Annotated in this window: 22 protein-coding genes; 12 read left to right on the top strand and 10 right to left on the bottom strand. The window is 66.4% G+C overall.

From position 1 onward, the window contains the following. Window positions 1–83 precede the first annotated feature (83 nt). The 3 genes from R2676_RS11820 (at window position 84) to R2676_RS11810 (ending at window position 2,767) form a co-directional block, all read left to right on the top strand. The gene (locus R2676_RS11820) at window positions 84–749 is read left to right on the top strand and encodes a TetR/AcrR family transcriptional regulator (RefSeq protein WP_206274736.1); all 666 of its coding nucleotides are present in this window, start codon (window positions 84–86) and stop codon (window positions 747–749) included. 41 nt (window positions 750–790) lie between these two features. Beyond that, a complete protein-coding gene (locus R2676_RS11815) occupies window positions 791–2,236 on the top strand; it encodes an MFS transporter (RefSeq protein ID WP_206274735.1) in 1,446 nt (481 codons plus the stop codon). Window positions 2,237–2,332: 96 nt separating this feature from the next. After that, window positions 2,333–2,767, top strand: coding sequence for an HIT family protein (locus tag R2676_RS11810; RefSeq protein ID WP_027679964.1), 435 nt, complete (start codon window positions 2,333–2,335; stop codon window positions 2,765–2,767). Between the two features lie 9 nt (window positions 2,768–2,776). Here R2676_RS11810 and R2676_RS11805 read toward each other — a convergent pair whose 3' ends face one another. Genes R2676_RS11805 through R2676_RS11790 form a run of 4 tightly spaced genes read right to left on the bottom strand, consistent with a single transcriptional unit; the run spans window position 2,777 to window position 8,807 of the window. Further along, window positions 2,777–5,956, bottom strand: coding sequence for an efflux RND transporter permease subunit (locus R2676_RS11805; RefSeq protein ID WP_206274734.1), 3,180 nt, complete (start codon window positions 5,954–5,956; stop codon window positions 2,777–2,779). An 11-nt stretch (window positions 5,957–5,967) separates the two neighbouring features. Further along, window positions 5,968–7,158, bottom strand: a complete 1,191-nt coding sequence (locus R2676_RS11800) for an efflux RND transporter periplasmic adaptor subunit (RefSeq protein ID WP_206274733.1) — start codon at window positions 7,156–7,158, stop codon at window positions 5,968–5,970. Between the two features lie 24 nt (window positions 7,159–7,182). Then, window positions 7,183–8,454: a TolC family protein gene (locus R2676_RS11795; RefSeq protein ID WP_206274732.1), complete on the bottom strand. Its 1,272-nt coding sequence runs from the start codon at window positions 8,452–8,454 to the stop codon at window positions 7,183–7,185. Next, the gene (locus tag R2676_RS11790; RefSeq protein WP_206274731.1) at window positions 8,454–8,807 is read right to left on the bottom strand and encodes a hypothetical protein; all 354 of its coding nucleotides are present in this window, start codon (window positions 8,805–8,807) and stop codon (window positions 8,454–8,456) included. Before R2676_RS11790 ends, R2676_RS11795 begins: the two co-directional genes overlap by 1 nt. 191 nt (window positions 8,808–8,998) lie before the next feature. On the opposite strand from R2676_RS11790, the gene R2676_RS11785 reads away from it, so the two are divergent. Beyond that, a complete protein-coding gene (locus tag R2676_RS11785) occupies window positions 8,999–9,673 on the top strand; it encodes a heavy metal response regulator transcription factor (RefSeq protein WP_206274730.1) in 675 nt (224 codons plus the stop codon). Next, complete coding sequence (locus R2676_RS11780; RefSeq protein ID WP_316857164.1) at window positions 9,673–11,103, top strand: heavy metal sensor histidine kinase; 1,431 nt, start codon at window positions 9,673–9,675, stop codon at window positions 11,101–11,103. Before R2676_RS11785 ends, R2676_RS11780 begins: the two co-directional genes overlap by 1 nt. A 9-nt stretch (window positions 11,104–11,112) precedes the next feature. On the opposite strand, the gene R2676_RS11775 is transcribed toward R2676_RS11780, so the two are convergent. Beyond that, window positions 11,113–11,475, bottom strand: coding sequence for a DUF2917 domain-containing protein (locus tag R2676_RS11775; protein ID WP_102065340.1), 363 nt, complete (start codon window positions 11,473–11,475; stop codon window positions 11,113–11,115). 252 nt (window positions 11,476–11,727) lie between these two features. Between R2676_RS11775 and R2676_RS11770 the strand changes: the two genes are divergently transcribed. Continuing rightward, entirely contained in the window at window positions 11,728–12,684 is a 957-nt protein-coding gene (locus R2676_RS11770; RefSeq protein WP_206274729.1) for a TauD/TfdA dioxygenase family protein, read from the top strand. A gap of 10 nt (window positions 12,685–12,694) precedes the next feature. On the opposite strand, the gene R2676_RS11765 is transcribed toward R2676_RS11770, so the two are convergent. Continuing rightward, window positions 12,695–14,221 carry a M20 family peptidase gene (locus R2676_RS11765; RefSeq protein ID WP_206274728.1) on the bottom strand — a complete coding sequence of 509 codons (1,527 nt, stop codon included), beginning with the start codon at window positions 14,219–14,221 and terminating at the stop codon, window positions 12,695–12,697. Window positions 14,222–14,380: 159 nt separating this feature from the next. Between R2676_RS11765 and R2676_RS11760 the strand changes: the two genes are divergently transcribed. From R2676_RS11760 to R2676_RS11750, 3 genes are read left to right on the top strand one after another with little or no spacing between them, the layout of a single operon-like run. Further along, window positions 14,381–15,211: a MetQ/NlpA family ABC transporter substrate-binding protein gene (locus R2676_RS11760; RefSeq protein ID WP_206274727.1), complete on the top strand. Its 831-nt coding sequence runs from the start codon at window positions 14,381–14,383 to the stop codon at window positions 15,209–15,211. 20 nt (window positions 15,212–15,231) lie between these two features. After that, window positions 15,232–16,368: a methionine ABC transporter ATP-binding protein gene (locus R2676_RS11755; protein ID WP_206274726.1), complete on the top strand. Its 1,137-nt coding sequence runs from the start codon at window positions 15,232–15,234 to the stop codon at window positions 16,366–16,368. Beyond that, entirely contained in the window at window positions 16,349–17,002 is a 654-nt protein-coding gene (locus R2676_RS11750; RefSeq protein WP_004631504.1) for a methionine ABC transporter permease, read from the top strand. The genes R2676_RS11755 and R2676_RS11750 overlap by 20 nt, the downstream gene beginning before the upstream one ends. Window positions 17,003–17,693: 691 nt before the next feature. Here the strand turns inward: R2676_RS11750 and R2676_RS11745 are convergent. The 4 genes from R2676_RS11745 to R2676_RS11730 all read right to left on the bottom strand — a co-directional run bounded on the left by R2676_RS11745 (window position 17,694) and on the right by R2676_RS11730 (window position 22,161). Beyond that, the gene (locus R2676_RS11745; protein WP_206274725.1) at window positions 17,694–19,565 is read right to left on the bottom strand and encodes a family 2A encapsulin nanocompartment cargo protein cysteine desulfurase; all 1,872 of its coding nucleotides are present in this window, start codon (window positions 19,563–19,565) and stop codon (window positions 17,694–17,696) included. Beyond that, on the bottom strand, window positions 19,540–20,478 hold the full coding sequence (locus R2676_RS11740) for a family 2A encapsulin nanocompartment shell protein (protein WP_004631502.1): 939 nt from the start codon (window positions 20,476–20,478) through the stop codon (window positions 19,540–19,542). Before R2676_RS11740 ends, R2676_RS11745 begins: the two co-directional genes overlap by 26 nt. A 90-nt stretch (window positions 20,479–20,568) precedes the next feature. Next, a complete protein-coding gene (epsC, locus tag R2676_RS11735) occupies window positions 20,569–21,594 on the bottom strand; it encodes a serine O-acetyltransferase EpsC (RefSeq protein ID WP_206274724.1) in 1,026 nt (341 codons plus the stop codon). 48 nt (window positions 21,595–21,642) lie between these two features. Then, the gene (locus tag R2676_RS11730; RefSeq protein ID WP_316857166.1) at window positions 21,643–22,161 is read right to left on the bottom strand and encodes a rhodanese-like domain-containing protein; all 519 of its coding nucleotides are present in this window, start codon (window positions 22,159–22,161) and stop codon (window positions 21,643–21,645) included. Window positions 22,162–22,410: 249 nt separating this feature from the next. On the opposite strand from R2676_RS11730, the gene R2676_RS11725 reads away from it, so the two are divergent. The 3 genes from R2676_RS11725 (at window position 22,411) to gspF (ending at window position 25,679) form a co-directional block, all read left to right on the top strand. Continuing rightward, window positions 22,411–23,829: an aminotransferase-like domain-containing protein gene (locus R2676_RS11725; RefSeq protein ID WP_206274723.1), complete on the top strand. Its 1,419-nt coding sequence runs from the start codon at window positions 22,411–22,413 to the stop codon at window positions 23,827–23,829. 73 nt (window positions 23,830–23,902) lie between these two features. After that, window positions 23,903–24,358, top strand: coding sequence for a DUF3005 domain-containing protein (locus tag R2676_RS11720; protein ID WP_206274722.1), 456 nt, complete (start codon window positions 23,903–23,905; stop codon window positions 24,356–24,358). A 109-nt stretch (window positions 24,359–24,467) separates the two neighbouring features. After that, window positions 24,468–25,679, top strand: a complete 1,212-nt coding sequence (gspF, locus tag R2676_RS11715) for a type II secretion system inner membrane protein GspF (protein WP_206274721.1) — start codon at window positions 24,468–24,470, stop codon at window positions 25,677–25,679. Window positions 25,680–25,682 lie beyond the last annotated feature (3 nt).

Raw genomic sequence — 25,682 nt, 5'->3', positions numbered from 1 at the left:
CCGTGTCAACCCGCGCAAACCTGGGGGCCTCAGCATGATTTAAGCGCTGGACAGCCCTGTCAGCGGGACTAGAATCCGCCTTCATGCCCAAGCCTTCCTTGCTGATCGACGAACACGACGCAGCCGTCGACGTCGATGCCGAAACCTCCACCCCTGCCGCGCCGCGTGCCCAGCTCACGCCCGACGACTGGGTGCGCGCCGCCACCGATCTGCTCGTCACCAAGAGCATCGATGCGGTGCGCGTGGACGTACTCGCCAAGCAGCTGGACGTCACGCGCGGCAGTTTCTACTGGCACTTCAAGAACCGCGACGACCTGCTGCACCAGGTGCTGCAGGACTGGAGCGAGCGCACGCGCGTCGGCCCCAAGCTGGAGCGGCAGAACGCATCGGTGCAGGGTCTGGTGCGCGATCTGCTCGCACTGCCGTTTCGCGGACGCAGCGCGCGCCGCACCGCCATGATCGAGTTCGCCATCCGTGCCTGGGCGCGGCGCGACCCGATGGCCCAAGAGGCGGTCGAAGCCGTCGATGAACACCGCATGGATTACTACGTCCAGCACTTCCAGGCGATCGGCTTTACGCGCAAGGACGCCAAGACGCGCGCCTTCATGCTGTACGCCTACCAGCTGTCGGAGGCCACGCTCTGGCACCAGGGCAGCAAGCCCGACAAGGACGCGCGCCGCCGCTTCTTTGAAGACACGCTGCTCGCCGGCGCACCGCAAGAAGACTCGGCCGCACCTGTGCGGGAATAATTCGTGCTGCGTCGTGCGCATTCCAGTTCGAGTGCGCCGCGATGCCCGAATCGCCAGCCTTCCACACATCCGACCTGCCCAGCCGGCTCGATCGCCTGCCGTGGAGCCGCTTTCACACGCGCGTGGTCATTGCGCTGGGCATTACGTGGCTGCTCGACGGCCTGGAGGTGACGCTGGCCGGTGCCGTGGCGGGCGCCCTCAAGCAAAGCCCCGCCTTGCATCTCACCAATGCGCAGGTCGGCATTGCCAGCAGTGCCTACCTGGTCGGGGCGGTGTTCGGCGCGCTGCTGTTCGGCTGGATGACGGATCGGCTTGGCCGCCGCAAGCTGTTCTTCATCACGTTGGGCGTGTACATCCTTGCCACGTTCGCCACGGCGTTTTCGTGGAGCTTTGCCAGCCTCGTCGTGTTTCGTGTGCTCACGGGCGCAGGGATCGGCGGCGAATATGCGGCCATCAATTCGACCATCCAGGAGCTGACGCCGGCACGCGTGCGCGGCTGGACGGACCTCGCCATCAACGGCACGTTCTGGGTCGGGGCGGCGTTGGGTGCAGGCGCCTCGTTGTGGTTGCTGGACCCCGCACACATGAGCGTGGATACGGGCTGGCGGCTGTGCTTCTTCATCGGCGCAGTGCTGGGGCTCATCATTCTGGTCATGCGTTTCTGGATTCCGGAAAGCCCACGCTGGCTCATCACGCGCGGCCGGCACGAAGAAGCCCAGGCCATCGTGCGCGATATCGAAAGCGAGATTGCATCGCGCGGCCATCGCTTCGATACTGCGCCGTTGCCGGCATTGCGCATGCGCAGCCGCGGCCATCCACGCTTGACCGAAGTCGCCCGCGTGCTGTTCGTGCAGCACCGGCAACGCGCGCTGGTGGGCCTCGCGCTGATGGCAGCGCAGGCGTTCTTCTACAACGCGATCTTCTTCACCTACGCGCTGGTGCTGACCGATTTCTACGACGTGCCCGCGACGAAGGTCGGCACCTACCTGCTGCCGTTCGCACTGGGCAACTTCCTCGGGCCGCTGCTGCTGGGGCGATTGTTCGACGTGGTGGGCCGGCGCACGATGATTGCCGCCACGTATGCGATCAGCGGCCTGCTGTTGCTGGCGAGTGGCGCGCTCTTCAAGGCCGGTGTGCTCGATGGAACCACGCAGACGATCGCGTGGACCGTGGTGTTCTTCTTTGCATCGGCCGCCGCCAGCTCAGCGTATCTGACGGTGAGCGAGACCTTTCCGCTCGAGGTACGCGCCCTTGCCATCGCGTTGTTCTACGCCGTGGGCACCGGGCTCGGCGGTGTGGCCGGACCTGCGCTGTTCGGCTGGCTGATCGATACGCACTCGCGCGGTGCCGTATTCGTCGGCTATGCATTCGGCGCCGTGCTGATGCTGCTGGCGGCCGTGATGCAGGCGCTCTGGGGGACGGCCGCGGAGCGCAAACCCTTGGAACACGTGGCTGCGCCGTTGTCGCTTGATGACACCCCGGCTTGATCTGCGCTAAACCTGTGCGCGGCGCGTCGCCGCCGCTCGCCTATATACTTTCGCGCAGCGCTTTCCTGTGCTTTTTCCGCTTACTGGAGACACTTCATGCCTGACGCGACTTACGACAACCAGAACATCTTCGCCAAGATCCTGCGCGGCGAGCTGCCTTGCATCAAGGTGTACGAAGACGATCACACCATCGCCTTCATGGACATCATGCCGCAGGCCGACGGCCACGTGCTGGTGCTGCCCAAGGAAGGCGCAGCGGAATTGTTCGACCTGTCCGACGATGCGGCATCGGCTGCCATCCGCACCACGCGCAAGCTGGCGCGCGCAGTGCGCGCCGCGTTCACGCCGCCGGGCATCGCCATCTTCCAACTCAACGGCAGCGCTGCCGGGCAGACGGTGCCGCACGTGCACTTTCACGTGCTGCCGCGCTACAGCGACACCCCGCTGCAACCGCACGCCCGCGTGCAGGCCGACACCGACAAGCTGAAGGCCCAAGCCGAAAAGATCATCGCCGCGCTGCAGGCCGAATAAGCGCCACCGTTACGGCGCGGCGGATGGCACCGCCGGCTCTGCCCGCGCCGTAACACCTTCCCGCCCAGCGTCCCGTCGATAGGCCAGCCGGTACAGCACCGGCAACACCAGCAGCGTCAGCGCCGTCGACGACAGAATCCCCCCGATCACCACCGTGGCCAACGGCCGCTGCACTTCAGCGCCCGTGCCGGTTGCCAGTGCCATGGGCACGAAGCCCAGCGACGCCACCAGCGCGGTCATCAGCACTGGGCGCAAGCGCGTCAGCGCGCCCTCACGTACGGCCTCGTCGACGGGCTTGCCGTTCTCGCGCAGGCTGCGGATGAAGCTCAGCATCACCAGCCCGTTGAGCACTGCCACGCCCGACAGCGCGATGAAGCCCACCGCCGCGGAAATCGACAGCGGAATACCGCGCAACGCCAGCGCCAGGATGCCGCCCGACAGCGCAAATGGAATGCCGGAAAACACCAGCAAGCCGTCTTTCAGGTTACCGAACATCATGAACAGCAGCGTGAACACCATGGCCAGCGCCAGCGGCACCACGATCCGCAGGCGCCCGGTGGCCGACTGCAATTGCTCGAACTGCCCGCCCCACGCCATCCAGTAACCGGCCGGCAGGCGCACCTGCGCATCGAGCACCGCCTGCGCTTCTTCGACGAACGAGGCGATATCGCGCCCGCGCACGTTGGCGCTGACGACGATGCGGCGCTTGCCGTCTTCGCGGCTGACCTGGTTGGGGCCGGTTACCTCGTTGAGCGTGGCCACCTCGGACAGCGGCACGTAACCCTGCCCGTTGGGCAATGCCAGCGGCAAGCGGCCCAGCGCGGCCGGGTCGCTGCGCGCGGTTTCCGGCAGCCGCACGACGATGCCGAAACGACGGTCGCCCTGGAATAACGTGCCCGCATCCTTTCCCCCGATGGCGGCGGACACCGTGTCCTGAATCGCACCGATGGAGAGGCCATAACGCGCGGCCTTGTCGCGATCGATGTCGACGTTCAAAAAAGGCAGGCCGCCGGTCTGTTCGATCTTCACCTCGGTCGCGCCGGCCAGCTTGCCGAGCTGCGCCGCAACACGCTCGGCCTGGGCTTCCAGCACGCCCATGTCGTCGCCGAAGAGCTTGACGGCCACGTCGCTGCGTACGCCCGAAATCAGTTCATTGAAGCGCAACTGAATCGGCTGCGAGAACTCGTACGCGTTGCCGGGCAGCGCTTCGACCGTGGCGCGAATGTCGGCCAGCAACTGATCCCGGTTGCGACGCTTGCCATCGGCGCCGGTGGGCCAGTCGCGCTCGGGCTTGAGCATGATGTAGCCGTCAGAGATGCTGGGCGGCATCACGTCGGTCGCGACCTCTGCGGTACCGGTGCGCGCAAACACACGCTCGATCTCGGGAAACTTCGTCTTGAGCGTGCGCTCGATCTGCATCTGCATGTCCAGCGACTGCGCCAGGCCGGTGCCCGGCACGCGCATGGCTTGGATGGAAAGATCGCCTTCGTTCAGATTGGGCACGAACTCGGCTCCCAGGCGCGTGGCTGCCACCACCGAGACCGACACCGCCACCGCGGCAAACGTCAACACCACGGCCGGCGCAGCCAGCACGCGTTCGAGCAGCGGCGCATACATGCGGCGCGCCCAACCCATCAGGCGGTTCTCTTTCTCGGCCACGCGCTCGCCAATGAACAAGGCTACGGCGGCCGGTACAAACGTGATGGACAGAATCATGGCCGCAGCCAGCGCCAGCACCACCGTGATCGCCATCGGGTGGAACATCTTCCCTTCCACACCCGAGAGCGCAAAGATCGGCAGGTACACCACCATGATGATGAGCTGGCCATACAGCAACGGGCGGCGCGCTTCGCGGGCGGCTTCAAATACCTCGTCGAAACGCTCGGCGCGCGTGAGCGGTCGACCGCGCAATTCCTGCGCATGCGCAAGGCGCCGCACGCAGTTCTCGACGATCACCACCGCGCCGTCGACGATGATGCCGAAGTCCAGGGCGCCCAAACTCATCAGGTTGGCGCTTACCTTGGCCGACACCATGCCGCTGAACGTCATCAGCATCGACAAGGGAATCACCAGCGCCGTCAGCACGGCTGCACGCAGGTTGCCCAGGAAGAGAAACAGCACCGCCATGACGAGAATGGCGCCTTCCAGCAGATTCTTCTTGACCGTGGCGATGGCCTTGTCGACGAGCACCGTGCGGTCGTACACCGACTCCACGCGAATGCCCGCCGGCAGCGTCTTGCGAATCTCCTGCATGCGCTTGTCCACGGCCTGCGAGACGGTGCGGCTGTTCTCGCCCATCAACAGGAACGCCGTGCCGAGCACCACCTCGCGCCCATTGCTGGTAGCGGCGCCCGTGCGCAGTTCGCTGCCGCTTTCGATGCTGGCGACGTCGCGCAAGCGCACCGGCGTGCCGTTGGGGCTGGCGAGCACCACGTTGCCGATGTCGGCCGCATCGCGCAACTGGCCGGGCGCACGCACGAGGTATTGCTCGCCCTTGCGCTCGATATAGCCAGCGCCGACGTTCGCGTTGTTGCGGTCCAGCGCGGTCACCACATCGGCCAGCGTGAGCTTGTACGACGCCAGGCGTTCGGGGCTCGTCGCCACCAGGAATTCCTTGGCAAAACCGCCGATGGTGTTCACCTCCGTCACGCCCGGCACATTGCGGATCTGCGGGCGGATCACCCAGTCCTGCAGCTCGCGCAAGTCGGCGGGGGTGTAGGCGGTGCCGTCGGGCTTGCGCGCATTGGCGTCGGCCTCCACGGTCCACAGGTAAATCTCCCCCAGGCCGGTGGAGACCGGCCCCATGCTCGGCGAAATGCCGTCGGGCAACTGCTCCTTTGCGGCCTGCAAGCGTTCGCTCACCAACTGGCGCGCGAAGTAGATGTCGGTGCCCTCCTTGAAGATCACCGTCACCTGCGACAGGCCATAGCGCGACAGCGAACGCGTCTGCTCCAGCTTCGGCAAGCCGGCCATGGCGGTTTCCAGCGCATAGGTGATGCGCTGTTCGGTCTCCAGCGGCGAATAGCCCGGTGCCGGCGTATTGATCTGCACCTGCACGTTGGTGATGTCGGGCACCGCGTCGATCGACAGACGCGTATAGCTGTACGCGCCGAACGCGGCGGCGGCCAGCACGGCCAGCAGCACCAGCCAGCGCTGGGCGATGACGGTGCGCAAGAGGCGTTCAAACATGGCGCCTCCTTTCAATGACCGTGGTCGGCGGACTTGCCGGCTTCGGCCTTCAGCACGTAGCTGTTGGTCGCGGCGTAGCGCGTGCCGGCGGGAAGCCCATCGAGAATCTCCGTCCAGGTGCCGTCGGTGCGGCCCGTTTTGACGGGGCGCACTTCAAAGCCGGCCGGCACAGGCACAAACACCGAGGGTTTCTCATCGACGGTCTGCACGGCGTCGGCGCGCACGGCCACGGGCACCTGCACGCGCCCCGATTCGACCGACACGTTGACGAACATGCCGGGCCGCCAAGCGAGCTTCGGGTTGTCGAGCGTGACGCGGGCGGGCGCGGTGCGGGTCTGTTCGCCCAGCAAGGTGCCAACGTAAGAGACCTTGCCTTGCACGGCGGTGCCCGTGGCCGTGGCGCGCACGGTGGCGGCAGCGTTGATTGTGACCGCTTCCAGATCCTTGGCGGTGACGGAAAAGTCCGCCCACACGGTGCGCAGGTCCGCCACGGTAAAAACGGCTGTCTCCGCCTGCACGGCCTCACCCTGCGACAGGTGCTTTGCGACCACGACGCCATCAAACGGCGCACGCAACTCGAAGCGATTCAGCGCCGACCCCGCCGGCGCAGCGCCAATGGCCGTCAGCTTCTGGCGGGCGTTGTCGGCCGCAATGCGCGCTTCCTGCAGCGACGTGCGCGCCTGCTGGTAATCCTGCTCGGCGGCGATGCCCTGCTCCCAGAGGCGCTTTTCGCGTGCGTGTGTTTCCTGCGCGAGCGCAAGGCGTTGCTGGGCGGCCTGCAGTTCGCTGCGCTGATCGGACAGCGCTGGGCTGGAGAGCACGGCCAGCAGTTGGCCGCGCGTCACGGGCTGGCCCAGTTCCACCGCCACCTTCTCGGCCACACCCGCCACGCGCGGCACCACGTGCGCGGTGCGGTCTTCGTTCAGGCGGATCTCGCCGGGCAGGACCACCTGCGTTCGCAAGTCGGCAGCCCCGGCGGTGTCCACGCCGATCTTGGCATTGGCGATGGCTTCGGCCGTCATGGCAAGCGTCTCGGCGTGGGGAGCCTCGGCTTGCTCCGTGGCGGCCGGTGCAGGTGCTGCCTCAGCATCGGACGTCGGCGCCTGGCGTGCGCCCATGCCGAACCACAGCCCGACAGCGGCCAGCGCCCCGAGCACGACGATGAGCGCGATGGCGCGCCGTTGTTGCGGTGGAAGTGTCATGTCAGCAGAAAGAGAAAGGCCGCACTACCGGCCGAGGATGCGATCGATGCCGGCAGCCGCCTGATGCGCGCGCGACAGCGCGGCCAGGTATTGCGCGCGCGCCTGAAACAGCGTGCGCTGGGCATCCAGCACGTCGAGAAAATTGAACTTGCCGGCATCAAAGCCGATGCGTGCAGCGTCATACGCTCGTTGCGCGCCCGGCAACACGTCTTGCCGCAGCGACTGCACGGCGGCGCGCGCCGCATCGAGCCGCGCGACGTCCTGCGCGAGCGTTGCGTTCTGTTCAAGCTGCAGGGCGCGGTAGTCTTCAAACGCCTTGTCGGCCAGACGCTGCGCTTCAAGCTGGCTGCCCTGGTTGCGATCAAACAACGGCAGTGGCACGGCAATGCCGAGCACCGCCATGTTGTTGTTCGCGGCGCTGTCGCGCTTGGCGCCCACCGTGAGCGTCACGTCGGGCACGCGCTTGCTGCGCTCCACGTTGGCAAGTGCCTGGCGGCGGTCGATCTCCAGACGGGCGCGGATGGCGCGGGGCGTGTTTTCCAACGTGCCGGTGGCCTGACGCGCTTCGAGCGGCACGACGGGCAGCGTCTCTGCGCTCCCGTCCGCTTCGGGCGCGGCAGAAGGCGTGCCCCAGAAGGCCGCCAGGGCGCGTTGGGCGACCCGCAACTCGGCATCCGCGTCACGCAGTTCGATGGCGGCGCTGGCGCGCGCTACGCCTGCCTTGGTCTGCTCCACCGGTGACACCTTGCCCGCCTGCACGCGGCGCGCGGCGGCGGATTCAGCCTGGGCGGCCAACGCATCCGACGCCTGCGCGAGCGTCAAACGCTCCTGGGCGATCACCAAGTCGAAGAAGGCCCGCGTGACATCCGCGCGCAACTCGGCCTGCAGCACGGCAGCATCCTGCGCGGTGGCGTCTCGTGCCACTTCTGCGGCGCGTGTGCGGGCGCTGCGTTTGCCGCCCAGTTCCAACGGGATATTCAGTTGCGCCGTCATCGTGGCGCGGTCGCGGCGGACGTCTTCCGTCGTAAAGGCCGCTTCAGGATTGCGCAACCGACGGGCCTGGTCGAGCGCGCCCTCACTGGCGGCCACTGCATAGCCCGCAGCGGCCAGCGCCGGATGCGTCTGCAGAGCACGCTCAACGGCCTGCTGCAGCGTCACGCGCTCCGTTGCCGCAACCGCTGATGCACCGGGCATAGAAAGGGCCACCGGAGCAACGGGGTCAGTCGCCGCAGCGGTGGCCAACGGGGCAGCCAGAAGGCATGCGAGGGCTGCCCCGGCGGGCTGGAAACCGCGCATTACGCAATCGCACCGTCGGTGTACGGATCCGGGCTGCGCGGGTTGCTCAAGCCGCCATCGGTGTAAGGGTCACGTGTGCCGACGCGGGCATCGAGCACGGTTTGCGCTGCACCGTCCGTGTACGGATCTCGCGCGCCGGCCTTGGCGCCATCGGTATAGGGGTCGCGCGTGCCGGTCCGGGCGCCATCGGTGTACGGGTCACGGACGCTGGTCTTGGCCAACGGCGCGGCCATCGACGTGGCCTGCGGCGCGCAGCACGCATCGTGATCGCCTTGCGCGGCCACGGCCGTGCCGGTTGCCAGCATTGCGGCCAGGGCAGCCAGGGGAAGCACGCGTTGGAATCGAATTGCCATGAGGATCTCCTTGGAAAGGCCTGACATCAGCAAAGAGGGAGGGGGGCGATGTCAGTGGGGCCAGTCTAGGGAGCGGTGCACCACGCGGGCATGACTCGAAGATGACAAACTTGTCATCTTTGTGCCCGGGCCCGAGGTTTTGGCATATCGTGGCGGCATTGGCGCAGACACCCAGCGCGCCACTTTTCACCATGCGACTGCTCATTGTTGAAGACGAGCCCAAAGCGGGCGATTACCTGCTCAAGGGCCTGACGGAATCCGGCTTTGTGGCCGACCTCGCCCGCACTGGCCCCGATGGCCTTTTCCAGGCCATGGAGCACGACTACGACCTGATCGTGCTCGACATCATGCTGCCCGGCATGGAAGGCTGGCAGGTGCTGCAGGAACTGCGCCGCCGCAAGAGCACGCCGGTGCTGTGCCTGACCGCGCGCGACGAACTTGCCGACCGCCTGAAGGGCCTGGAACTGGGCGCAGACGATTACCTCGTCAAACCCTTCGCCTTTGCCGAACTGGTGGCGCGTGTGCGCACCATCCTGCGGCGCGGCCCGCTGCGCGAAAGCGAGATCCTCGAAATTGCCGACCTGACGATCGACACGATCAAGCGCCGCGTGACGCGGGCAGGACAACGCATCGACCTGACCGCCAAGGAATACGCGCTGCTGCATCTGCTGGCGCGGCGCGCGGGCGAGGTGCTCTCGCGCTCGCTGATCGCCTCGCAGGTGTGGGACGTGAACTTCGACAGCAACACCAACGTGGTCGACGTGTCGATCCGGCGCCTGCGTGCCAAGGTGGACGATCCGTTCGAGCACAAGCTGATCCACACCTTGCGCGGCATGGGCTACGTGCTCGACGCGGTGGGCCGTTGATGGCGTCGCGCACTGGCACGCTCATGCGCTGGCCCGCATCGCTTGCGGGCAGGCTCGTGCTGGCGTTTGTGGTGGTGGCATCGGTCACGCTCACCGCAGCTGGCACGTATCTGTACTTCGCGCTCAACGCACAGCTGCGCGCGACCGACGATGCCATGCTGATCGGCAAGATCGCCCAGCTGCGCCACCTCGCCAGCGAGGCACCGAGCGCCGACGATCTGGTGCACACCGCACACCGCTATACCGATGTGGTGTCGGGCCACGATGGATTGATCCTGCGCATTGCCACGCCCGAAGGCCGCACGCTGGTCGAAGTGAACCCCGAGGGCGAACAGGTGACGATGCCGCCCGTGGTTGCGGCTGCGGTGCCGCCGTCGGAGTCGTCCGTACAGACATGGACGTCGATGACCGGCATGGCCTCGCGCGCTGCAGCGGCGGAGGCCTGGCTGGGCCAGAACAACGCAAAAGTGATCGTGCTGGTCGCGCAGGATGGCGACAGCCGCGCGGCATTGCTGACCCAGTACCAGCGCCACATCGTCTTTGCCGTCATGGGCGGCGTGGCGGCGGTGGCGCTGCTGAGCCTGCTGCTCGTGCGGGGCACGCTGCGCGGGTTGGCGCGGATCGGCAGCCAGGCTGCGGCCGTGGTGCCGAGCCAGCTCGACACCCGTCTCACGCTGCAAGGCGCGCCACGCGAATTGGCCGACTTGCTGGCATCGCTCAACGCCATGCTCACGCGCCTGCAGGACGGCTTTGCGCGGTTGTCGCAGTTCTCTGCGGACCTGGCGCACGACTTCCGCACGCCGCTGGCGAACCTGGTGGGCCAGACCGAAGTCACGCTCGCACACCCGCGCACGGGCGAGGAATACCGCAGCGTGCTCGAATCCAACCTGGAGGAATACGCGCGCCTGTCGCACATGATCGAAGACATGCTCTTTCTGGCACGCGCCGACCATGCCCGCGTGGCGCTGTCCATCGAGCCACTGGATGCGCGCCACGAGGTGCAGGTGCTGGTCGACTATTTCGAGGCAGTGGCTGCCGATCGCGACATCACCATCGATGTGCGCGGCGATGCGCGGCTGCACGCAGACGCCACGTTGCTGCGCCGGGCCATCAACAACCTGCTCGACAACGCGCTGCGTCACACGCCCACCGGCGAGCGCATCGACGTGACGATCGAGACAGCGCCGCAGGGCATCGCAATCGCCGTGCACAACCCTGGGCCGGGCATTGCGCCGACCGCCCTGCCGCTGCTGTTCGAGCGGTTCTACCGGAGCGACCCCTCGAGGGCGCAGTCCGGGGCGCAATCAAGCCAGTCGACCGGGTTGGGACTGGCCATCGTCAAAACCATCATGGAACTGCACGGCGGTAGCGTGCAGGCCAGCAGCCCGCCGGGTGGGCGGACCGAGTTCCGGCTCATGTTTCCGGCTTGATGCCAGGCTTCAGGTGCCGATCCGCTGCGCCGACGGTATACGCGCGGCATCCTGCCCGTCGTCGCGCAGAACCTGCCGATATGCAGCCACGACCATCGCGCCGATAAAACGCAGCAGGCGGCGCGGCGCATTGATGTCTTCGGTCACCGAAAAGCGCGCAGGCGTGCCGTCCATCGGCTCACCCGACAGCCAGAAGCGCACGCCCGCCGGCACGTCGATCGCCTGCCCGGGCTTGAGCCAGATGTCCTGGCGCTGATGCTCTTGCGTGACCCACAACAGCCCGGCTTGTGCGGCGATGGTTTGGGCCCGTGCCGACCGCCAGCTCACCGGCACGCCCGGCCGGTCCAGTTCGAAGATTCTGATTTCGCGCATGATTGAGACTCCTGTGCCGGGGTTCGTGGTGGGTTTTTATGGGGACTGCGGATCGGCACGGTTCCATCTTGCGCGGCAGCGCAACCGGTTGACATGAACAGTTGTGAACAGTTTGGCTGAACTGTTCAGCATCTTTCGCGAACAGTTCATCGGCATGACCGACAGAACTGCATTTGGATATGTCAAACCGTTCGTTTTCGGCCGGGCATCGGGTGGCTAGCATGATCCATCGCCATTTCTGCCGGAGCTGCCATGCCAGACGATCACAACGCCGCCATCGACACCACGTTCGGCACTCTGCGCGTACGCCGCGTGGCCGGACATATCGGCGGGGAGGTGCTCGACCTCAAGCTCGGCGCCGACTTGGCGGAAGACACGTTCGCGAGCCTGTATGCGGCGCTGCTCAAGTACAAGGTGTTGTTCTTTCGCGACCAGCAGCAGTTGGACGATGACCGGCACCAGGCCTTCGGCAAGCGCTTCGGCCGCATCGTCGCCCACCCGACCGTGCCAGCGCCCACCGGCACGCAGCTGTTTGAACTGGACGCATCGAAGGGCGGTGGCCGTGCCGACTCGTGGCACACCGACGTGACGTTTCTCGATGCGTTTCCGAAGGTCTCGATCCTGCGCGCGGTGACGATTCCGGCTTACGGCGGCGACACGGTCTGGGCCAACACCGCCCGCGCCTACGAGCAGTTGCCCGACCCGCTCAAGCAGCTTGCCGAGCAGCTCTGGGCCGTGCACACCAACGATTACGACTACGGTGCCGAACGCACGCAGATCGACAGCGCACGCCTGCGGCACCACCGCGATGTGTTTACCGCCTCGGTATATGAAGCCTCGCACCCGGTGGTGCACGTGCACCCCGAGACCAGCGAGCGCGCCCTGCTGCTCGGGCATTTCGTCAAGCGCTTCACCGGCCTGCCGGGCAGCGAATCGACGCGGCTGTTCGAACTGCTGCAGAACCGCGTGACGCGGCTGGACAACACCGTGCGCTGGCAATGGCGCCAGCACGACGTCGCCATCTGGGACAACCGCGCCACGCAGCACTACGCCATCAACGATTACGGCAACCAGCCGCGCCTGGTACGCCGCGTGACCGTGCACGGCGACACGGCCATCTCAGTGGACGGCAGCCGCAGCACGCAACTGCGCCGCCCCGAAGCCACCAACGACGCGCACATCGACACGCTGGTGGCCAACGCCCACTGACCCACCGATATCAAGCCCCGGCCGCCTGCTGCACCAGCCGGTGGTAGAACCGGATCAGCTCCACCAGGTTGGCCTCGGTGATCCGCTCGTTGGTGCCATGAAAGCGCGGCAGGTCTTCCGGCTTGGCGCGCACCGGCGAAAACCGATACACATGGTCGGCAATCTCGATCATGTGGCGCGAATCCGTCGCACCGATCATCAGCCCGGGCGCCACGACCGTGCCCGGGAACAGCTCGCGCACCGTCTTGTTGATCAACTGGTACGACGCCGACTGCGTGGGCGACACCGGCGAGGCTTCGCTGGAACCCGGCAGCCGGCTCAGTTCGAATTTGCCGTGGGGCGCTGCCGCCTTGGCGGCGTCTTCCACGTGCGCGGTGACGGAGGCGATGGTATCGCCCGGCAGCAAGCGGAAGTTGACCGTGGCCTCGGCGCGGCCAGGCAGCACGTTGTCCTTATTGCCGGCCTGCACAATGGTCAGCGCAGTCGTGGTGCGCAGCATGGCGTTGGAGCTGCCTGACGCCTCCAGTTGCTTCTGCACCAGCGGCCCGAACAGCCACAGATTCGACAGTGCCACGCGGCTGAAACCGTGCATCTCGGGCGCCAGCGTTGCAAACATCTCCTGCGCTACACCGCGAATGCCGGCGGGCAACTGATCGTCATCCAGCCGCTTGAGCGTGGCGCTCATCATGGCGATGGCGCTCTGCCCGTGCGGCGGCGGCATCGACGAATGCCCCGGCGTGGCCCCGACCTTGAGTTGCACGGAAAGAAAGCCCTTCTCCGCCACGCCAATCAGCGCCGCCGGTTTGGTGAGCCCCGGCAGCACGCCTTCGGTAATCAGAAGCCCTTCGTCGATCACGAAGTCGAGACGCTCGCCGCGCGACTTGAGCAGCGCGGCGATCTGCTTGGCGCCGCGGTCGCCGCCCACTTCCTCGTCGGCACCAAACGCCAGGTGGATGGTGCGGCGCGGCTTGAAGCCGCTGGCGGCCAGCAGCTCGATGGCCTCCATCTGCGAGATCAGGTTGCCCTTGTCGTCCCACGCGCCGCGGCCCCAGACCATGCCGTCTCTCACCACACCGTCGAACGGCGGCTGGGTCCAGTCGCCTTCGGTGCCAGGGGCGATCGGTACGACATCCTGGTGCGCCATCAGCATGATGGGCTTGAGCGACGGGTCAGTGCCCTTCCAGGTGTAGAGCAACGCGAAGTCGCCCACCTGCTCACGGTACAGCACGGCGTGCGCCTGGGGGTAGCGCGCCGCGAGCATGGCATGCAACTGGCGGAACTGGTCGGCATTCAGTTGCGCATCGGTCGCGCTCGACACGGTCCGTGCGCGCACGGCCTCGGCCAGGTGCGCCGCAGCGGCCGCGCCATCCACCGCAACCGGCGTGACGGCCGGCACATCCAGCTGGCGCGAGTCGTGTCGCCATGTATTCACCCCCACAACCGCCGCAAGGCCCACCAGGATGACGGCGATTGCCAACAGCAGACGCCCCACCACCCGCCCCGCCCTTGTCCGGCGACGTTTGAAAGATGCACGCATTGAAAAGTCCCCTCCTTTTTGATTGAACGGCACGGCCGACCGCAAGTATCACCCTAACCCAGACCGAGTAACCATCTACGCAAATATTCGTGGGAATGGGGCCGGTTGCCATGCTGGAATCACCGCATGTTCCTTTTGCGGCAACCATGCCCCACGCTCATGAAACTCGTACAACGACTCGCGTATTTCATCGCTCCGGCCGTGATGGCCCTCGCTGGCCTCGGCATGACAGCTGCCGCACAGGCGGCGCCACTGCGCATCGGCGTCACGCCGGGTGCGCTGGCCGATTCCGTGGAGGTGGGCGCCGCCGAAGCCCGCAAGCAGGGGCTGGAAGTCAAGGTGGTCGAGTTGACCGACTGGACCACCCCCAACGTCGCACTCGCCTCGGGCGATCTGGATCTCAACTACTTCCAGCACCAGGCCTTTCTCGACAACGCGATCAAGGAACGCGGCTATGCCTTCAAGAGCGTCGGCATCGGCGTGCTGGGCAATATCGGCCTGTATTCCAGCAAGATCAAACGCCTGAGCGATCTGAAGGACGGCGCGCGCGTGGCCGTGGCCAATGACCCTGTCAACCAGGGCCGTGGGCTGTTGCTGCTGCAGAAGGCGGGGCTGATCAAACTGCGCGATGGCGTGGGTGCGCGCGGCACGCTCAACGACGTGGTCGGCAATCCGAAGAAGCTGAAGTTTGTCGAAATCGAAGGCCCGCAGCTTGTACGCGCGCTGGATGACGTGGACCTTGCCCAGGGCTACCCCGCGCACTTCGTCAACGCCGGAAAACCGGACGTCGCGAGCGCCGGCCTGCTGTATTCGGGCATCGACGACGAGTACTTCGCCATCCGCTTCGTTGCCCGCAACGACAACGCCAACGACCCACGCATCGCCCGCTTCATCAAGCTGTACCAGGATTCGCCAGCCGTGCGCCAGCAAGTGCGCACGTCCTATGCCAACGACGACAAGCTCTTCACTCTGCCCTGGGTGAAACGGTAAAACGGTAAAGCGCCAAGGCCATGACCACACTCGTCTCGAACCCCGCGCACATCTGGACCGACGCGATCGCGCCGCATGCCAGACACGCCGATGCCGCAATCTCCGCCCCCACTGCCGGCACCATCACGTTCCGCAACGTCGGCAAGACGTATCGCGCAGCGGCGGGCGATGTGCATGCACTGCAAGGCATCGACCTCGACATTCCGGCTGGAGGCATCTTCGGCATCATCGGGCGCAGCGGTGCGGGCAAATCCAGCCTGCTGCGCACCATCAACGGGCTGGAACAGCCCACCAGCGGGCAGGTGCTGGTGGACGGCGTCGATGTCGGCACGCTCGGCAGGGCCGCACTGGTGCAGCTGCGCCGGCGCATCGGCATGATCTTCCAGCACTTCAACCTGCTTTCCGCCAAGACGGTATGGGAAAACGTCGCGCTGCCGCTGAAGGTGGCTGGTGTGCCGGCCGCCGAGATCGCACAGCGGGTAGATGCGCTGCTCGCACTGGTCGGGCTTGAGGGTAAGCAGCACGTGTATCCGGGGCGCCTGTCCGGCGGGCAAAAGCAGCGCGTGGGGATTGCGCGCGCGCTCGTGCATCGCCCCGAAATTCTGCTGTGCGATGAGGCCACCTCCGCGCTCGACCCCGAGACGACCGACGCCATCCTGGCCCTGCTGCGCGACATCAACCGCCGCCTGGGGCTGACGATCGTGCTCATCACGCACGAGATGGGCGTGATCCGCGATATCTGCGACAACGTGCTCGTGCTCGAAGCCGGCCGCATTGCCGAGCAAGGCCCCGTATGGCGCGTCTTTGGCGACCCGCAGCACGACGCCACACGGGCGCTGCTCGAGCCGCTGCGCGGCGGCTTGCCCGAAGACGTGGCCTTGCAGTTGCAGCCCACGCCGCCCGCGCGCGCTCCGTTTGAGCAACTGATCGAACTCAGCTACACCGGCGCCGCCGCCGTGCCGGAACTCGCGCAGATTGCCCAGGCGCTGCGCCAACCCACCCGCCTGCTGCGCGCCGACCTTGACCGCATCCAGGGCCGCACGCAAGGGCGCCTGCTGGTGGCAGCAGCGGGCAGCACGCTCTCGGCGGATGCGCTTGCCGCGCTGCAGTTATCCCAACACACCCGGAGCCTCGGCTATGTCGCCGCTCACGATTGATCGCATCTGGCAGGGCTTGCTCGACACGCTCACGATGGTGTCGGCCTCCGCGCTGATCGCCGTGCTGGCCGGTATTCCGCTGGCGCTCATCCTGGTGCTGACGGCGCCGGGCAATGCGCTGGAATCGCCGCGCGTACATCGCGTGCTGGGCGCGCTCATCAACGGCTTTCGGGCCACGCCGTTCATCATCCTGCTGGTGGCGCTGCTGCCGTTCACGCGGCTGGTGGTGGGCGCAACGATTGGCGTATGGGCAGCGGTCGTACCACTGTCGATCAGCGCCACGCCGTTCTTCGCGCGCATTGCCGAGATCAGCCTGCGCGAGGTCGACCGCGGCCTGATGGAAGCGGCGCAGGCCATGGGCTGCGAACGCCGCCACATCGTCTGGCACGTGCTGCTGCCCGAAGCGCTGCCCGGCATCATCGGCGGCTTTACGTTGACCGTGGTGTCGTTGATTGGCGCATCGGCCATGGCGGGTGCCGTCGGCGCAGGCGGGCTGGGCGACATCGCCATCCGCTACGGCTATCAACGCTTCGACACCACCGTCATGGCAGTGGTGATCGTGGTGCTGATCGGGCTGGTGAGCCTGGTGCAGTGGGTGGGGGATGTCTCGGTGCGGCGGCTGAAGGCGCGTTGAGGGGTCGTTGATTTTTTTGCTGGTGGTCCATTCTTGGTTTCATCCCCTGCCGGGGCTGACTCACTTTCTTTGTCTTGCCAAAGAAAGTAAGCAAAGAAAGGCGCGCCCGATGCGGCGACCCCCTCCTTGAATTTCTGTCGCAAGGAGGGGAAGGGAAAAACTCGCTTCGCTCAGACAGTTTCCCTTCCTTTTTCCTCCTTGCAACAGAAATTCAAGGCGCCGCATAGGGCAGGAACGTCAAAGGCCAGACCATCGATCACCCGTGCAGCAGGCACCACCAACACAACGCGAAGCAAAGCGAGCCACGGAAGCAGAAATAAGTGCCACGTAGGCCAGTACACCGTCGGTGTGGCCGTTGACGTTCCTGCCCTTGATGGCGCCTTGGATTTTTGTAAGCGGGCGGAACAAAGACGGGGAACTGTCTGAGCGCAGCGAGTTTTCCCCGTCTCCGCCCGGTTACAAAAATCCAAGGGGAAGTCGCCATCTCCGGCGCGCCTTTCTTTGCTTACTTTCTTTGGCAAGACAAAGAAAGTGAGTCGCCCCCGGCAGGGGGTGAAAAAGAGATGCACCACCACCCCCCGCCCCGCCAAAGGCCAAAAGCCAAAAGCCAAAAGCCAAAACAAAAAAACGCCCCGCCAGCCCGTGATGCATCGGACCAACAGGGCGTCCTTCTTCAACAGCCCAAAACCCCTCACCGCCGGGCCAGCGCCCCCACCACGCGCACGAGTTCATCCACCTCCTCGCACGTGTTGTAGAACGCCAGGGATGGCCGCACCGTCGCCTCCACCCCAAAGCGCCGCAGGATCGGCTGCGCGCAGTGATGGCCCGACCGTACGGCAATGCCTTCGCGGTTGAGCGCCGCGCCCACTTCTTCCGTGCGGTACCCGGCCAGCGTGAACGACAGCACGCTGGCCTTGTTGGCAGCCGTGCCGATCAGCCGCACACCAGGAATGCGCGAGAGCCCATGTGTGGCATAGACCAGCAGGTCGTGCTCGTAGCGCGCGATGTGTTCCAGGCCGATGCGCTCGACGTAATCGAGCGCAGCGCCCAGTCCCACCGCGTCGGCAATGTTGCCGGTGCCGGCTTCAAAGCGCGCGGGTGCGGGCTGGTACAGCGTCTTCTCGAACGTGACGTCGGCAATCATGTTGCCGCCGCCCTGCCACGGCGGCAGCGTGTCGAGCAGATCCTGCTTGCCGTAGACCACGCCAATGCCCGTCGGGCCGAAGACCTTGTGGCCGGAGAACACGTAAAAATCCGCGTCCAGCGCCTGCACGTTCACACGCAAGTGCGAGACCGCCTGCGCGCCGTCCACCAGCACGCGCGCGCCGGCCGCATGCGCCAGTGCGATGATCTCCTGCACGGGCGTCACCGTCCCCAGCGCATTCGACACCTGCGTGACGGACACCAGCTTCGTCCGGCTGCTCAACAGCTTGCGGTATTCATCCAGCAGCACCTGCCCGCTGTCGTCCACCGGAATCACGCGGATGCGCGCGCCCACCTGCGCGGCCAGCTGCTGCCACGGGACGATGTTGGCGTGGTGCTCCAGGTGCGAGACGATGATCTCGTCCCCTGCGCCGATCTGCTGACGGCCAAACGTCTGCGCAACGAGGTTGATCGCCTCGGTGGCGCCGCGCACGAAGATGATCTCGCTTGCCGACCGTGCACCGAGGAACCGCGCCACCTTGTTGCGGGCACCCTCGTATGCATCCGTCGCACGCGCGGCCAGCTCATGCGCCGCGCGGTGGATGTTGGAGTTCTCGTGCGCGTAGAAATACGCCAGCCGATCGATCACCGTTTGCGGCTTGTGCGTAGTGGCAGCGTTGTCCAGCCAGATCAGCGGCCGGCCATTGACGCGCTCGGCCAGGATCGGAAAATCCCGCCGCACGGCATGCACATCGAAGGCGCCAACGCGATGCGGCTGGTGGCTCTGCTCGTCCCTCGTATTGCGCGGTGCCTCCAGCGTGGGTGCGGCTGCGCCGCCGGCTGGCGCGAGGAAGTAGAACTGCCCCGCCTGCGCGGCCCCGCCCGGCTGCCGCAATGCATCCGGCCCCGCAGGCGGCGTGCCGGATGCACCATCGATCAACCGTGCCAGCGCATCGGTGCCCGGCAGCTGAAACGGCTGCGCCGAGAGACGATCCTCCGGCACACCCGCCTCCGACGCCGCCACCCCCGCATGCGGCGCAGCGGACTGGTAGCCGCTCGCCTCACCCAAGAAGTAGTACGGCGAACTCGGTGCCGAGACGGAATGCGCAGGCCCCGGCAAACCGTGGCCAGATGCCGCCTGCGGCAATGCTGCCGCGTACTGCGTCGGCACGCCCAGCACAGGAACCTGTGGTGCAATCGGTGCGGTCTCCGCAACGGGCAACGCACTGAGTTGCGGCGACGTACCGGCCGGCGCCAGATCGATAGCGGGCTCCGGCTCACGACCCGGCAGCGCCGTGAAGAACGCGTTGGCGAGTTGCGCCAGCGCGGCCACGTCCGGCAAACCTGCCGGCACATCGCCCGCCGGCGGTGCCAGGCCGCTCACGCCGGGCGCATTACTTGTAGGTGTCGGGGTAGTCATGGTACTTGCCGATCTCCACGTCTTCGAGCACTGCCAGCGCGTCTTCGGTCAGCACGGCCAGCGAGCAATACAGCGAAATCAGATACGACGCGATGGCGTTCCGGTTGATGCCCATGAAGCGCACCGACAGCCCCGGGCTCTGCTCGCCCGCCACACCCGGCTGATACAGGCCGACCACGCCCTGGCGCTTGTCGCCCACGCGCAGCAGGAGGATCTTCGTGCGGCCGTTCTCGTCGATGGGCACCTTGTCCGACGGAATCAGAGGCAGGCCGCGCCAGGTCAGGAACTGCGAGCCGAACAGGCTGACGGTCGGCGGCGGCACGCCACGGCGCGTGCATTCGCGGCCAAACGCGGCAATCGCCAGCGGATGCGCAAGGAAGAACGCCGGCTCTTTCCAGACCTTGGTGATCAGCTCGTCCAGATCGTCAGGCGTGGGCGCGCCGGTGAGCGTGGAGATGCGCTGCGTTTCATCCACGTTGGCCAGCAGGCCGTAGTCGGGGTTGTTGATCAGCTCGCTTTCCTGACGCTCCTTGATGGTCTCGATGGTCAGGCGCAGCTGCTGCTGAATCTGGTCGTGCGGGCTGCTGTACAGATCGGAGACACGCGTATGCACGTCCAGCACCGTCGTCACCGCGTTGAGGAAGTACTCGCGCGGATGTTCGTCGTAGTCGACAAAGGTCTGCGGCAGCTCTGCCTCGTCGCGCTGCGAGCAGGCAACGCGCACATCGCGCGGATTCTTCACGCGGTTCAGGCGGAAGATGCCGGCCTCCACCGGCTGCCACTGCAGCAGGTGCACCAGCCAGCGTGGGCTGATGGTGGAAAGCTGCGGAACGGTCTTGGTCGCGTTCGCCAATTGGCGTGCGGCGCTGTCGCCTAGCGCAGTGCGCACGTCCTGGGTATCTGCTTCTGCCATGCAATGACTCCCAACTTCATTTGAAAAAATGCCCCCGTTTCTCTGGCGGGTGCGGTGGATAAAACCGGTGGGAAAGGCGCGTCTGGCGGATCAGCGGGCGGGGTGTGCCTCGCTGTCGCTGTGCGTGTGCGGCCGAGGGTCCCGAACGGCGTCCCGAGTTCCGTCCTGAACGCCGTCCTGAATGCCGCTCTGCACGTTTGCCTGGGTGACGCTGCTGCCGGGCGGCACGCTGCGCGTGAGCCACACGTTGCCGCCAATGGAGGAACCGCGCCCGATGGTGATCCGCCCGAGGATGGTCGCGCCGGCGTAGATGACGACGTCGTCTTCCACCACCGGGTGGCGTGGGGCGCCCTTCTCGAGGTGGCCATCGGCATCGGCGGAAAAGCGCTTGGCCCCCAGCGTCACCGCCTGGTAGATACGCACGCGCTCGCCAATCACGGCGGTCTCACCAATCACCACGCCCGTACCGTGGTCGATGAAGAAGCCGCTGCCGATCTGCGCGCCCGGGTGGATGTCGATGCCGGTGTCGGCATGCGCGGTCTCGGCCACCATGCGCGCGAGCAGCGGCAAGCCGGCGCGGTACAGGTGATGGGCAATGCGGTGATGGATGACGGCGAGGATGCCGGGGTAGCACAGCAGCACCTCGTCGACGCTGCGCGCTGCCGGATCACCGTGGTAGGCAGCCAGCACGTCGGTGTCGAGCAGGCGACGAAGCGTGGGCAGTGCCGACGCGAAGTCGCGCACGAGTTGCACCGCCTCGGCATCGGGATCGCGATCCACGGCACGCGCCTGGCGCACCGTGTGACGCAGCTCCAGCCGCACCTGTGCGACGAGCGCATTGAGTGCCGCGTCGAGCGTATGGCCGACGTAGAAGTCTTCGCTTTCTTCACGCAGGTCCGTGGGGCCGAGCCGCATGGGGAACAGTGCCCCACGCAGTGCCTCGAGAATCTGCCGCACCGCCTCGCGCGAGGGCAACTCGCGGCCCGTGACTTCGGTACGGCCGTTGCGGGCGCGCCAATCGGCCCGGGCCGCACGCAGCTCGCTGACGATGCGGTCCAATTGCCAGCCTGGGTCGTGCGCGGGCGCAGGCTTCCCCGCGATGACGCGATCGCTCATCGTCGCTCCCCTGTTTTGTTGGTTTGGTTGTTGGCGGTGCCGCGGCGCTCAGTCCTGCTGCCAGGGCAGGCCCCAGCGGCGCCAGCCGCCGGCTTCGCCGCGCTGCTGCTGTTCGTCCAGGTCGCCCTCGAAGCCTTCCAGCACGTTGAACACGTTCTGGAATCCGGCGGCGGTGGCGGCTTGCGCTGCGGCAGCAGAGCGTTTGCCACTGCGACACAGCAGCAGCACCACGGCGCTCTTGGGCGCGGCTTTCTCCAGCTCGCGCAGGAAGCGTGGGTTCTTGATCATGGCAGGCCCGGTCTGCCACGCCGCGTGCGGGGTATCCGGCACACGACCCACGAACTTCCGTTCTTCTGCGGTACGTACGTCCACGAGTACGGCATCGCCACGGCTGACCAAGGCCCACGCTTCGGCCGGCGTCAGGCCGCCTGCATAGCGCAGCCCCTGCGCGCTAGCGTGGCTGCGCGCACGCTCCAGCAGCGTTGACGAGGGTGTAGACAGAACGCTATCGAGCACGGCCTGCACAGCCGGGTCGCGTGGCGCAGTTTGAATGGTGGTGGCAGACATCGAACCTCCGACTGAATAATCGCAACGAGCGCGCAATGAGTGACGGACAAGCCCACTCTAGCCGTGGGTGATATTTGCCAAAACGAATAAAACCGCCCTTCGATGGTTGCCGAATGCATAAGCGAGCCCCGGGCGCCTCGCCCGGCCGATCGGCTTTCCGTTGCACGCGGCCCCACTACAATACGAACACTGCTGAACAGTTTGAGATGACTGTTCGGCATCTTCCGCCCCACCGACCCGACCCGCGCCATGAAACTCCTTATCGATGCCAGCACCCGCGTACCGATTGCCGACCAGATCGTGGCCGGCGTGCAGGCGTGGATTCGCGACAACGACGTGCGCCCCGGCGCCAAGCTGCCGTCGATCCGGCAATTGGCGGCCGACTACGGCATCAGCCGCTTCCCCGTGATCGAGGCGTATGACCGGCTGGTCTCGCTCGGGCTGCTGGACTCGCGTCACGGCTCGGGCTTCTACGTGGCGGAGAGCAACCTGACCGGGCGCGACGGACGCGGCTGGTCCGACCCGCGCCGGGCGGAGGCCGAGTCGAAACACATCTTCGAGCAGTTCAGCTACCCCGACGGCATGCTCAAGCTCGGCGGCGGGTTCGTGCCGGCCGACTGGCGCGACGTTGACGGCTTGACGCAGGCCATCCGCCAGGTGTCGCGCACCGACACGCACGCGGTGATCGACTACTCCTCGCCGCTGGGCAACACGGCGCTGCGGCATCAGGTCATGATGCGTGCCCGCCAGCTCGGCATCCAGGCCGACCAGCCCAATGTGCTGATCACCGCCGGTACGAGCCAGGCCATCGACCTGGTGATGCGGCACCTGCTCAAACCCGGCGACACGGTCTTCGTGGAAGACCCTGGCTACTACACCGTGTTTGGGCTGCTGCGGCTGCACGGCGTGAAGCTGGTCGGCATTCCGCGCCGCAGCGACGGGCCCGACGTGGAAGTCACCGAAGCCATGCTCCGCGAGCACCGGCCCAAGCTGTTCTTCATCAACAGCGTGCTGCAGAACCCCACGGGCTCGGTGGTGTCACCGCCGGTCGCGTTCCGCCTGCTTGAACTGGCGCGGCGCCACGGTTTCACGTTTCTCGAAGACGACATCTTTGCCGACCTGCAGGCCGATCCGACCGCACGGCTTGCCACGCTGGACCAGCTCGATCATGTGATCTACGTGGGCGGGTTTTCCAAGACGGTGTCGGCATCGCTGCCGGTGGGTTACCTGATTGCCAAGCGCGAGCTGGTACATGACCTGACCAACGTGAAGATGCTGACCAGCGTGGGCGGTTCGCGCTTTGCCGAGGCCGTGGTCAGCACGCTGCTGGAGCGCGGTGCCTATCGCAAATATGTGGAGCGGCTGCGCCAGCGCGCGGGTGACTCCGTCATCGCGTCGCTGGATGTGTTGGCCGATGCCGGCTGGGAGGTGTTTCACCATCCGTCGGGCGGCAACTTCCTCTGGGCGCGTGTGCCGCACGTGGAAGATTCGCGCGATCTGGCAGCCACCGCAGAAAAGCACGGCGTGACGCTGGCGCCCGGCCATTACTTCCGCCCGAACCTGGAGGTCTCGCCGTGGGTGCGCATCAACAGCGCCTATGCGACGGAGCCGCGTGCGGTGGCCTTCCTGGAAGAAGCCGGGCGCCGGCCGGGCCGCAAACGCGCCTGACGCATAAGGCCGGGCACGCACGTTGCGGCGCTGCTGAGGTTCATGCCGCATGCAGCGGCGCAGGAGCCCGATCATGCACAACGCCGAGCACAACCAAGCGCAGCCTCAGCCCGAAGAACCCGTGACGCGCCGGCCCGAAGGCGCCAAGCTGACGCAACCGCCTCCCGATTCGCCGCGCGACGACCCGCTTGCGCGCGCGTCCCGCCGCATCCTTTCCGTCGACGCCGCCGGCGCAGAAGCGACGGACAACACCGTCGACACCGACGGCAAGGGCCTGGAGGCTGCGAAGAGCGCGTCACAGTGGCAAGACAACGTCATCTACTCGAATGCGTCCCTCGACAACAGCCGCCCTGAGCCGGACCCGGAAGCCCCCATCGCCGGGATCGACAGCCGGCCCAACCGGGGGCGCCCCACCATCGCTGCGGAGCCCGGCCAGCGGGTGGTCATGCGAGGCGTGGTCGATGAAACGGCCCGCAACGGCACACGCGCTGCACAGCGGTTTTCGCTCGAAGACGATGAGCAGCCGTAGCATGGGGCGTTGACACGTCCGTGCAAACTTTCCCACACCGAGGCGCCATCTTTCTTCCCTAAAGTCGGTCCGGCTTTGCTGATGAACCCGCAATCGCTCGTTCAAGCTCATGCCGACCTTCCGCTACGAGGCCGTTACGCCGGCCGGACAACTTCGCCGTGGCGTCATCGACGCGGACGGCAGCCGCGGTGCGCGGGCGCTGCTGCGCTCGCGCGGCATGACTCCGATCGACGTATCGGCGGTGGCGGAGCGCACCGCGGGCAGTCGCCTCGGGCTGTTGGGCCCGCGGCTCGGCACGACAGAACAGGCGCTGTTCACGCGGCAGCTTGCCAGTCTGCTGACGGCGGGCCTGCCGCTGGACGAAGCGCTCTCCGCGCTGGCCGCTGAAGCCGAACGCGACTACGTGCGCGACCTGGTCAGCACGCTGCGTTCCGAGGTGGTCGGCGGCCAGTCGCTTTCCGGCGCATTGGCCCGGCACCCGCGCGACTTTCCCGACATCTATCGCGCCCTCGTTTCCGCAGGCGAACACACGGGCAAGCTGCACGTGGTGCTCGCACGTCTGGCCGACTACATCGAAGGCCGCAACGCCCTCACGCAAAAGATCAAGCTGGCCTTCACCTACCCCGCCGTCGTGACCGTCGTGGCATTCGGCATCGTGGTCTTCCTGCTGACTTATGTCGTGCCGCAGGTGGTGGGCGTGTTTACGACGACCAAGCAGAAGTTGCCGACGCTGACCGTCGTTATGCTCGCGTGCAGCGACTTTGCGCGGGACTGGGGCTGGCTTGCGGCGCTCTTTGTCACCGGCATGGTGGTGAGCATCAAGCGGCTGCTGAAGCGACCCGGCCCTCAGCGAGCATGGCATGGCTGGCTGCTGGGCGCGCCACTGGTCGGGCGGCTCGTGCGCGGCTACAACACCGCGCGCTTTGCCAGCACGCTCGCCATCCTGATCAGCGCGGGGGTGCCGATCCTGCGGGCGCTGCAGGCGGCGGGAGAAACGCTGAACAACGTCGTCCTGCGCCATAACGTAGAAGACGCCATCAGCCGCGTGCGTGAAGGCACCTCGCTCTCGCGTGCGCTGGCGCAGGCCAACCGGTTCCCGCCGGTGCTGGTGCATCTCATCCGCTCGGGCGAATCCACCGGCAACCTCGCGCCCATGCTTGACCGTGCCGCCGAAGGCGAAACGCGCGAGCTTGAGCGCCGCACCCTGTTCATCACGAGCCTGCTGGAGCCGGCGCTCATCCTCAGCATGGGGGTGATGGTGCTGCTGATCGTGTTGGCGGTGCTGATGCCGATTCTCGACATCAACCAGATGGTGCGCTGAAAC

This window comes from Ralstonia flatus, assembly GCF_958439105.1.
GTDB lineage: Bacteria > Pseudomonadota > Gammaproteobacteria > Burkholderiales > Burkholderiaceae > Ralstonia > Ralstonia flatus.
The sequence above is the reverse complement of the archived record's forward strand: the minus strand, read 5'-3'. Positions and strand labels throughout refer to the sequence as shown.

What these genes read in the sequence shown, in the direction of transcription:
- R2676_RS11725 (WP_206274723.1), top strand. Translation starts at nt 22,411, where the DNA reads ATGAAACTCCTTATCGATGCCAGCACCCGCGTACCGATTGCCGACCAG.
- epsC (WP_206274724.1), bottom strand. Translation starts at nt 21,594, where the DNA reads ATGAGCGATCGCGTCATCGCGGGGAAGCCTGCGCCCGCGCACGACCCA.
- R2676_RS11740 (WP_004631502.1), bottom strand. Translation starts at nt 20,478, where the DNA reads ATGGCAGAAGCAGATACCCAGGACGTGCGCACTGCGCTAGGCGACAGC.
- R2676_RS11755 (WP_206274726.1), top strand. Translation starts at nt 15,232, where the DNA reads ATGACCACACTCGTCTCGAACCCCGCGCACATCTGGACCGACGCGATC.
- R2676_RS11820 (WP_206274736.1), top strand. Translation starts at nt 84, where the DNA reads ATGCCCAAGCCTTCCTTGCTGATCGACGAACACGACGCAGCCGTCGAC.
- R2676_RS11765 (WP_206274728.1), bottom strand. Translation starts at nt 14,221, where the DNA reads ATGCGTGCATCTTTCAAACGTCGCCGGACAAGGGCGGGGCGGGTGGTG.
- R2676_RS11790 (WP_206274731.1), bottom strand. Translation starts at nt 8,807, where the DNA reads ATGGCAATTCGATTCCAACGCGTGCTTCCCCTGGCTGCCCTGGCCGCA.
- R2676_RS11730 (WP_316857166.1), bottom strand. Translation starts at nt 22,161, where the DNA reads ATGTCTGCCACCACCATTCAAACTGCGCCACGCGACCCGGCTGTGCAG.
- R2676_RS11745 (WP_206274725.1), bottom strand. Translation starts at nt 19,565, where the DNA reads ATGACTACCCCGACACCTACAAGTAATGCGCCCGGCGTGAGCGGCCTG.
- R2676_RS11810 (WP_027679964.1), top strand. Translation starts at nt 2,333, where the DNA reads ATGCCTGACGCGACTTACGACAACCAGAACATCTTCGCCAAGATCCTG.
- gspF (WP_206274721.1), top strand. Translation starts at nt 24,468, where the DNA reads ATGCCGACCTTCCGCTACGAGGCCGTTACGCCGGCCGGACAACTTCGC.
- R2676_RS11770 (WP_206274729.1), top strand. Translation starts at nt 11,728, where the DNA reads ATGCCAGACGATCACAACGCCGCCATCGACACCACGTTCGGCACTCTG.
- R2676_RS11750 (WP_004631504.1), top strand. Translation starts at nt 16,349, where the DNA reads ATGTCGCCGCTCACGATTGATCGCATCTGGCAGGGCTTGCTCGACACG.
- R2676_RS11760 (WP_206274727.1), top strand. Translation starts at nt 14,381, where the DNA reads ATGAAACTCGTACAACGACTCGCGTATTTCATCGCTCCGGCCGTGATG.
- R2676_RS11805 (WP_206274734.1), bottom strand. Translation starts at nt 5,956, where the DNA reads ATGTTTGAACGCCTCTTGCGCACCGTCATCGCCCAGCGCTGGCTGGTG.
- R2676_RS11795 (WP_206274732.1), bottom strand. Translation starts at nt 8,454, where the DNA reads ATGCGCGGTTTCCAGCCCGCCGGGGCAGCCCTCGCATGCCTTCTGGCT.
- R2676_RS11800 (WP_206274733.1), bottom strand. Translation starts at nt 7,158, where the DNA reads ATGACACTTCCACCGCAACAACGGCGCGCCATCGCGCTCATCGTCGTG.
- R2676_RS11815 (WP_206274735.1), top strand. Translation starts at nt 791, where the DNA reads ATGCCCGAATCGCCAGCCTTCCACACATCCGACCTGCCCAGCCGGCTC.
- R2676_RS11720 (WP_206274722.1), top strand. Translation starts at nt 23,903, where the DNA reads ATGCACAACGCCGAGCACAACCAAGCGCAGCCTCAGCCCGAAGAACCC.
- R2676_RS11780 (WP_316857164.1), top strand. Translation starts at nt 9,673, where the DNA reads ATGGCGTCGCGCACTGGCACGCTCATGCGCTGGCCCGCATCGCTTGCG.
- R2676_RS11785 (WP_206274730.1), top strand. Translation starts at nt 8,999, where the DNA reads ATGCGACTGCTCATTGTTGAAGACGAGCCCAAAGCGGGCGATTACCTG.
- R2676_RS11775 (WP_102065340.1), bottom strand. Translation starts at nt 11,475, where the DNA reads ATGCGCGAAATCAGAATCTTCGAACTGGACCGGCCGGGCGTGCCGGTG.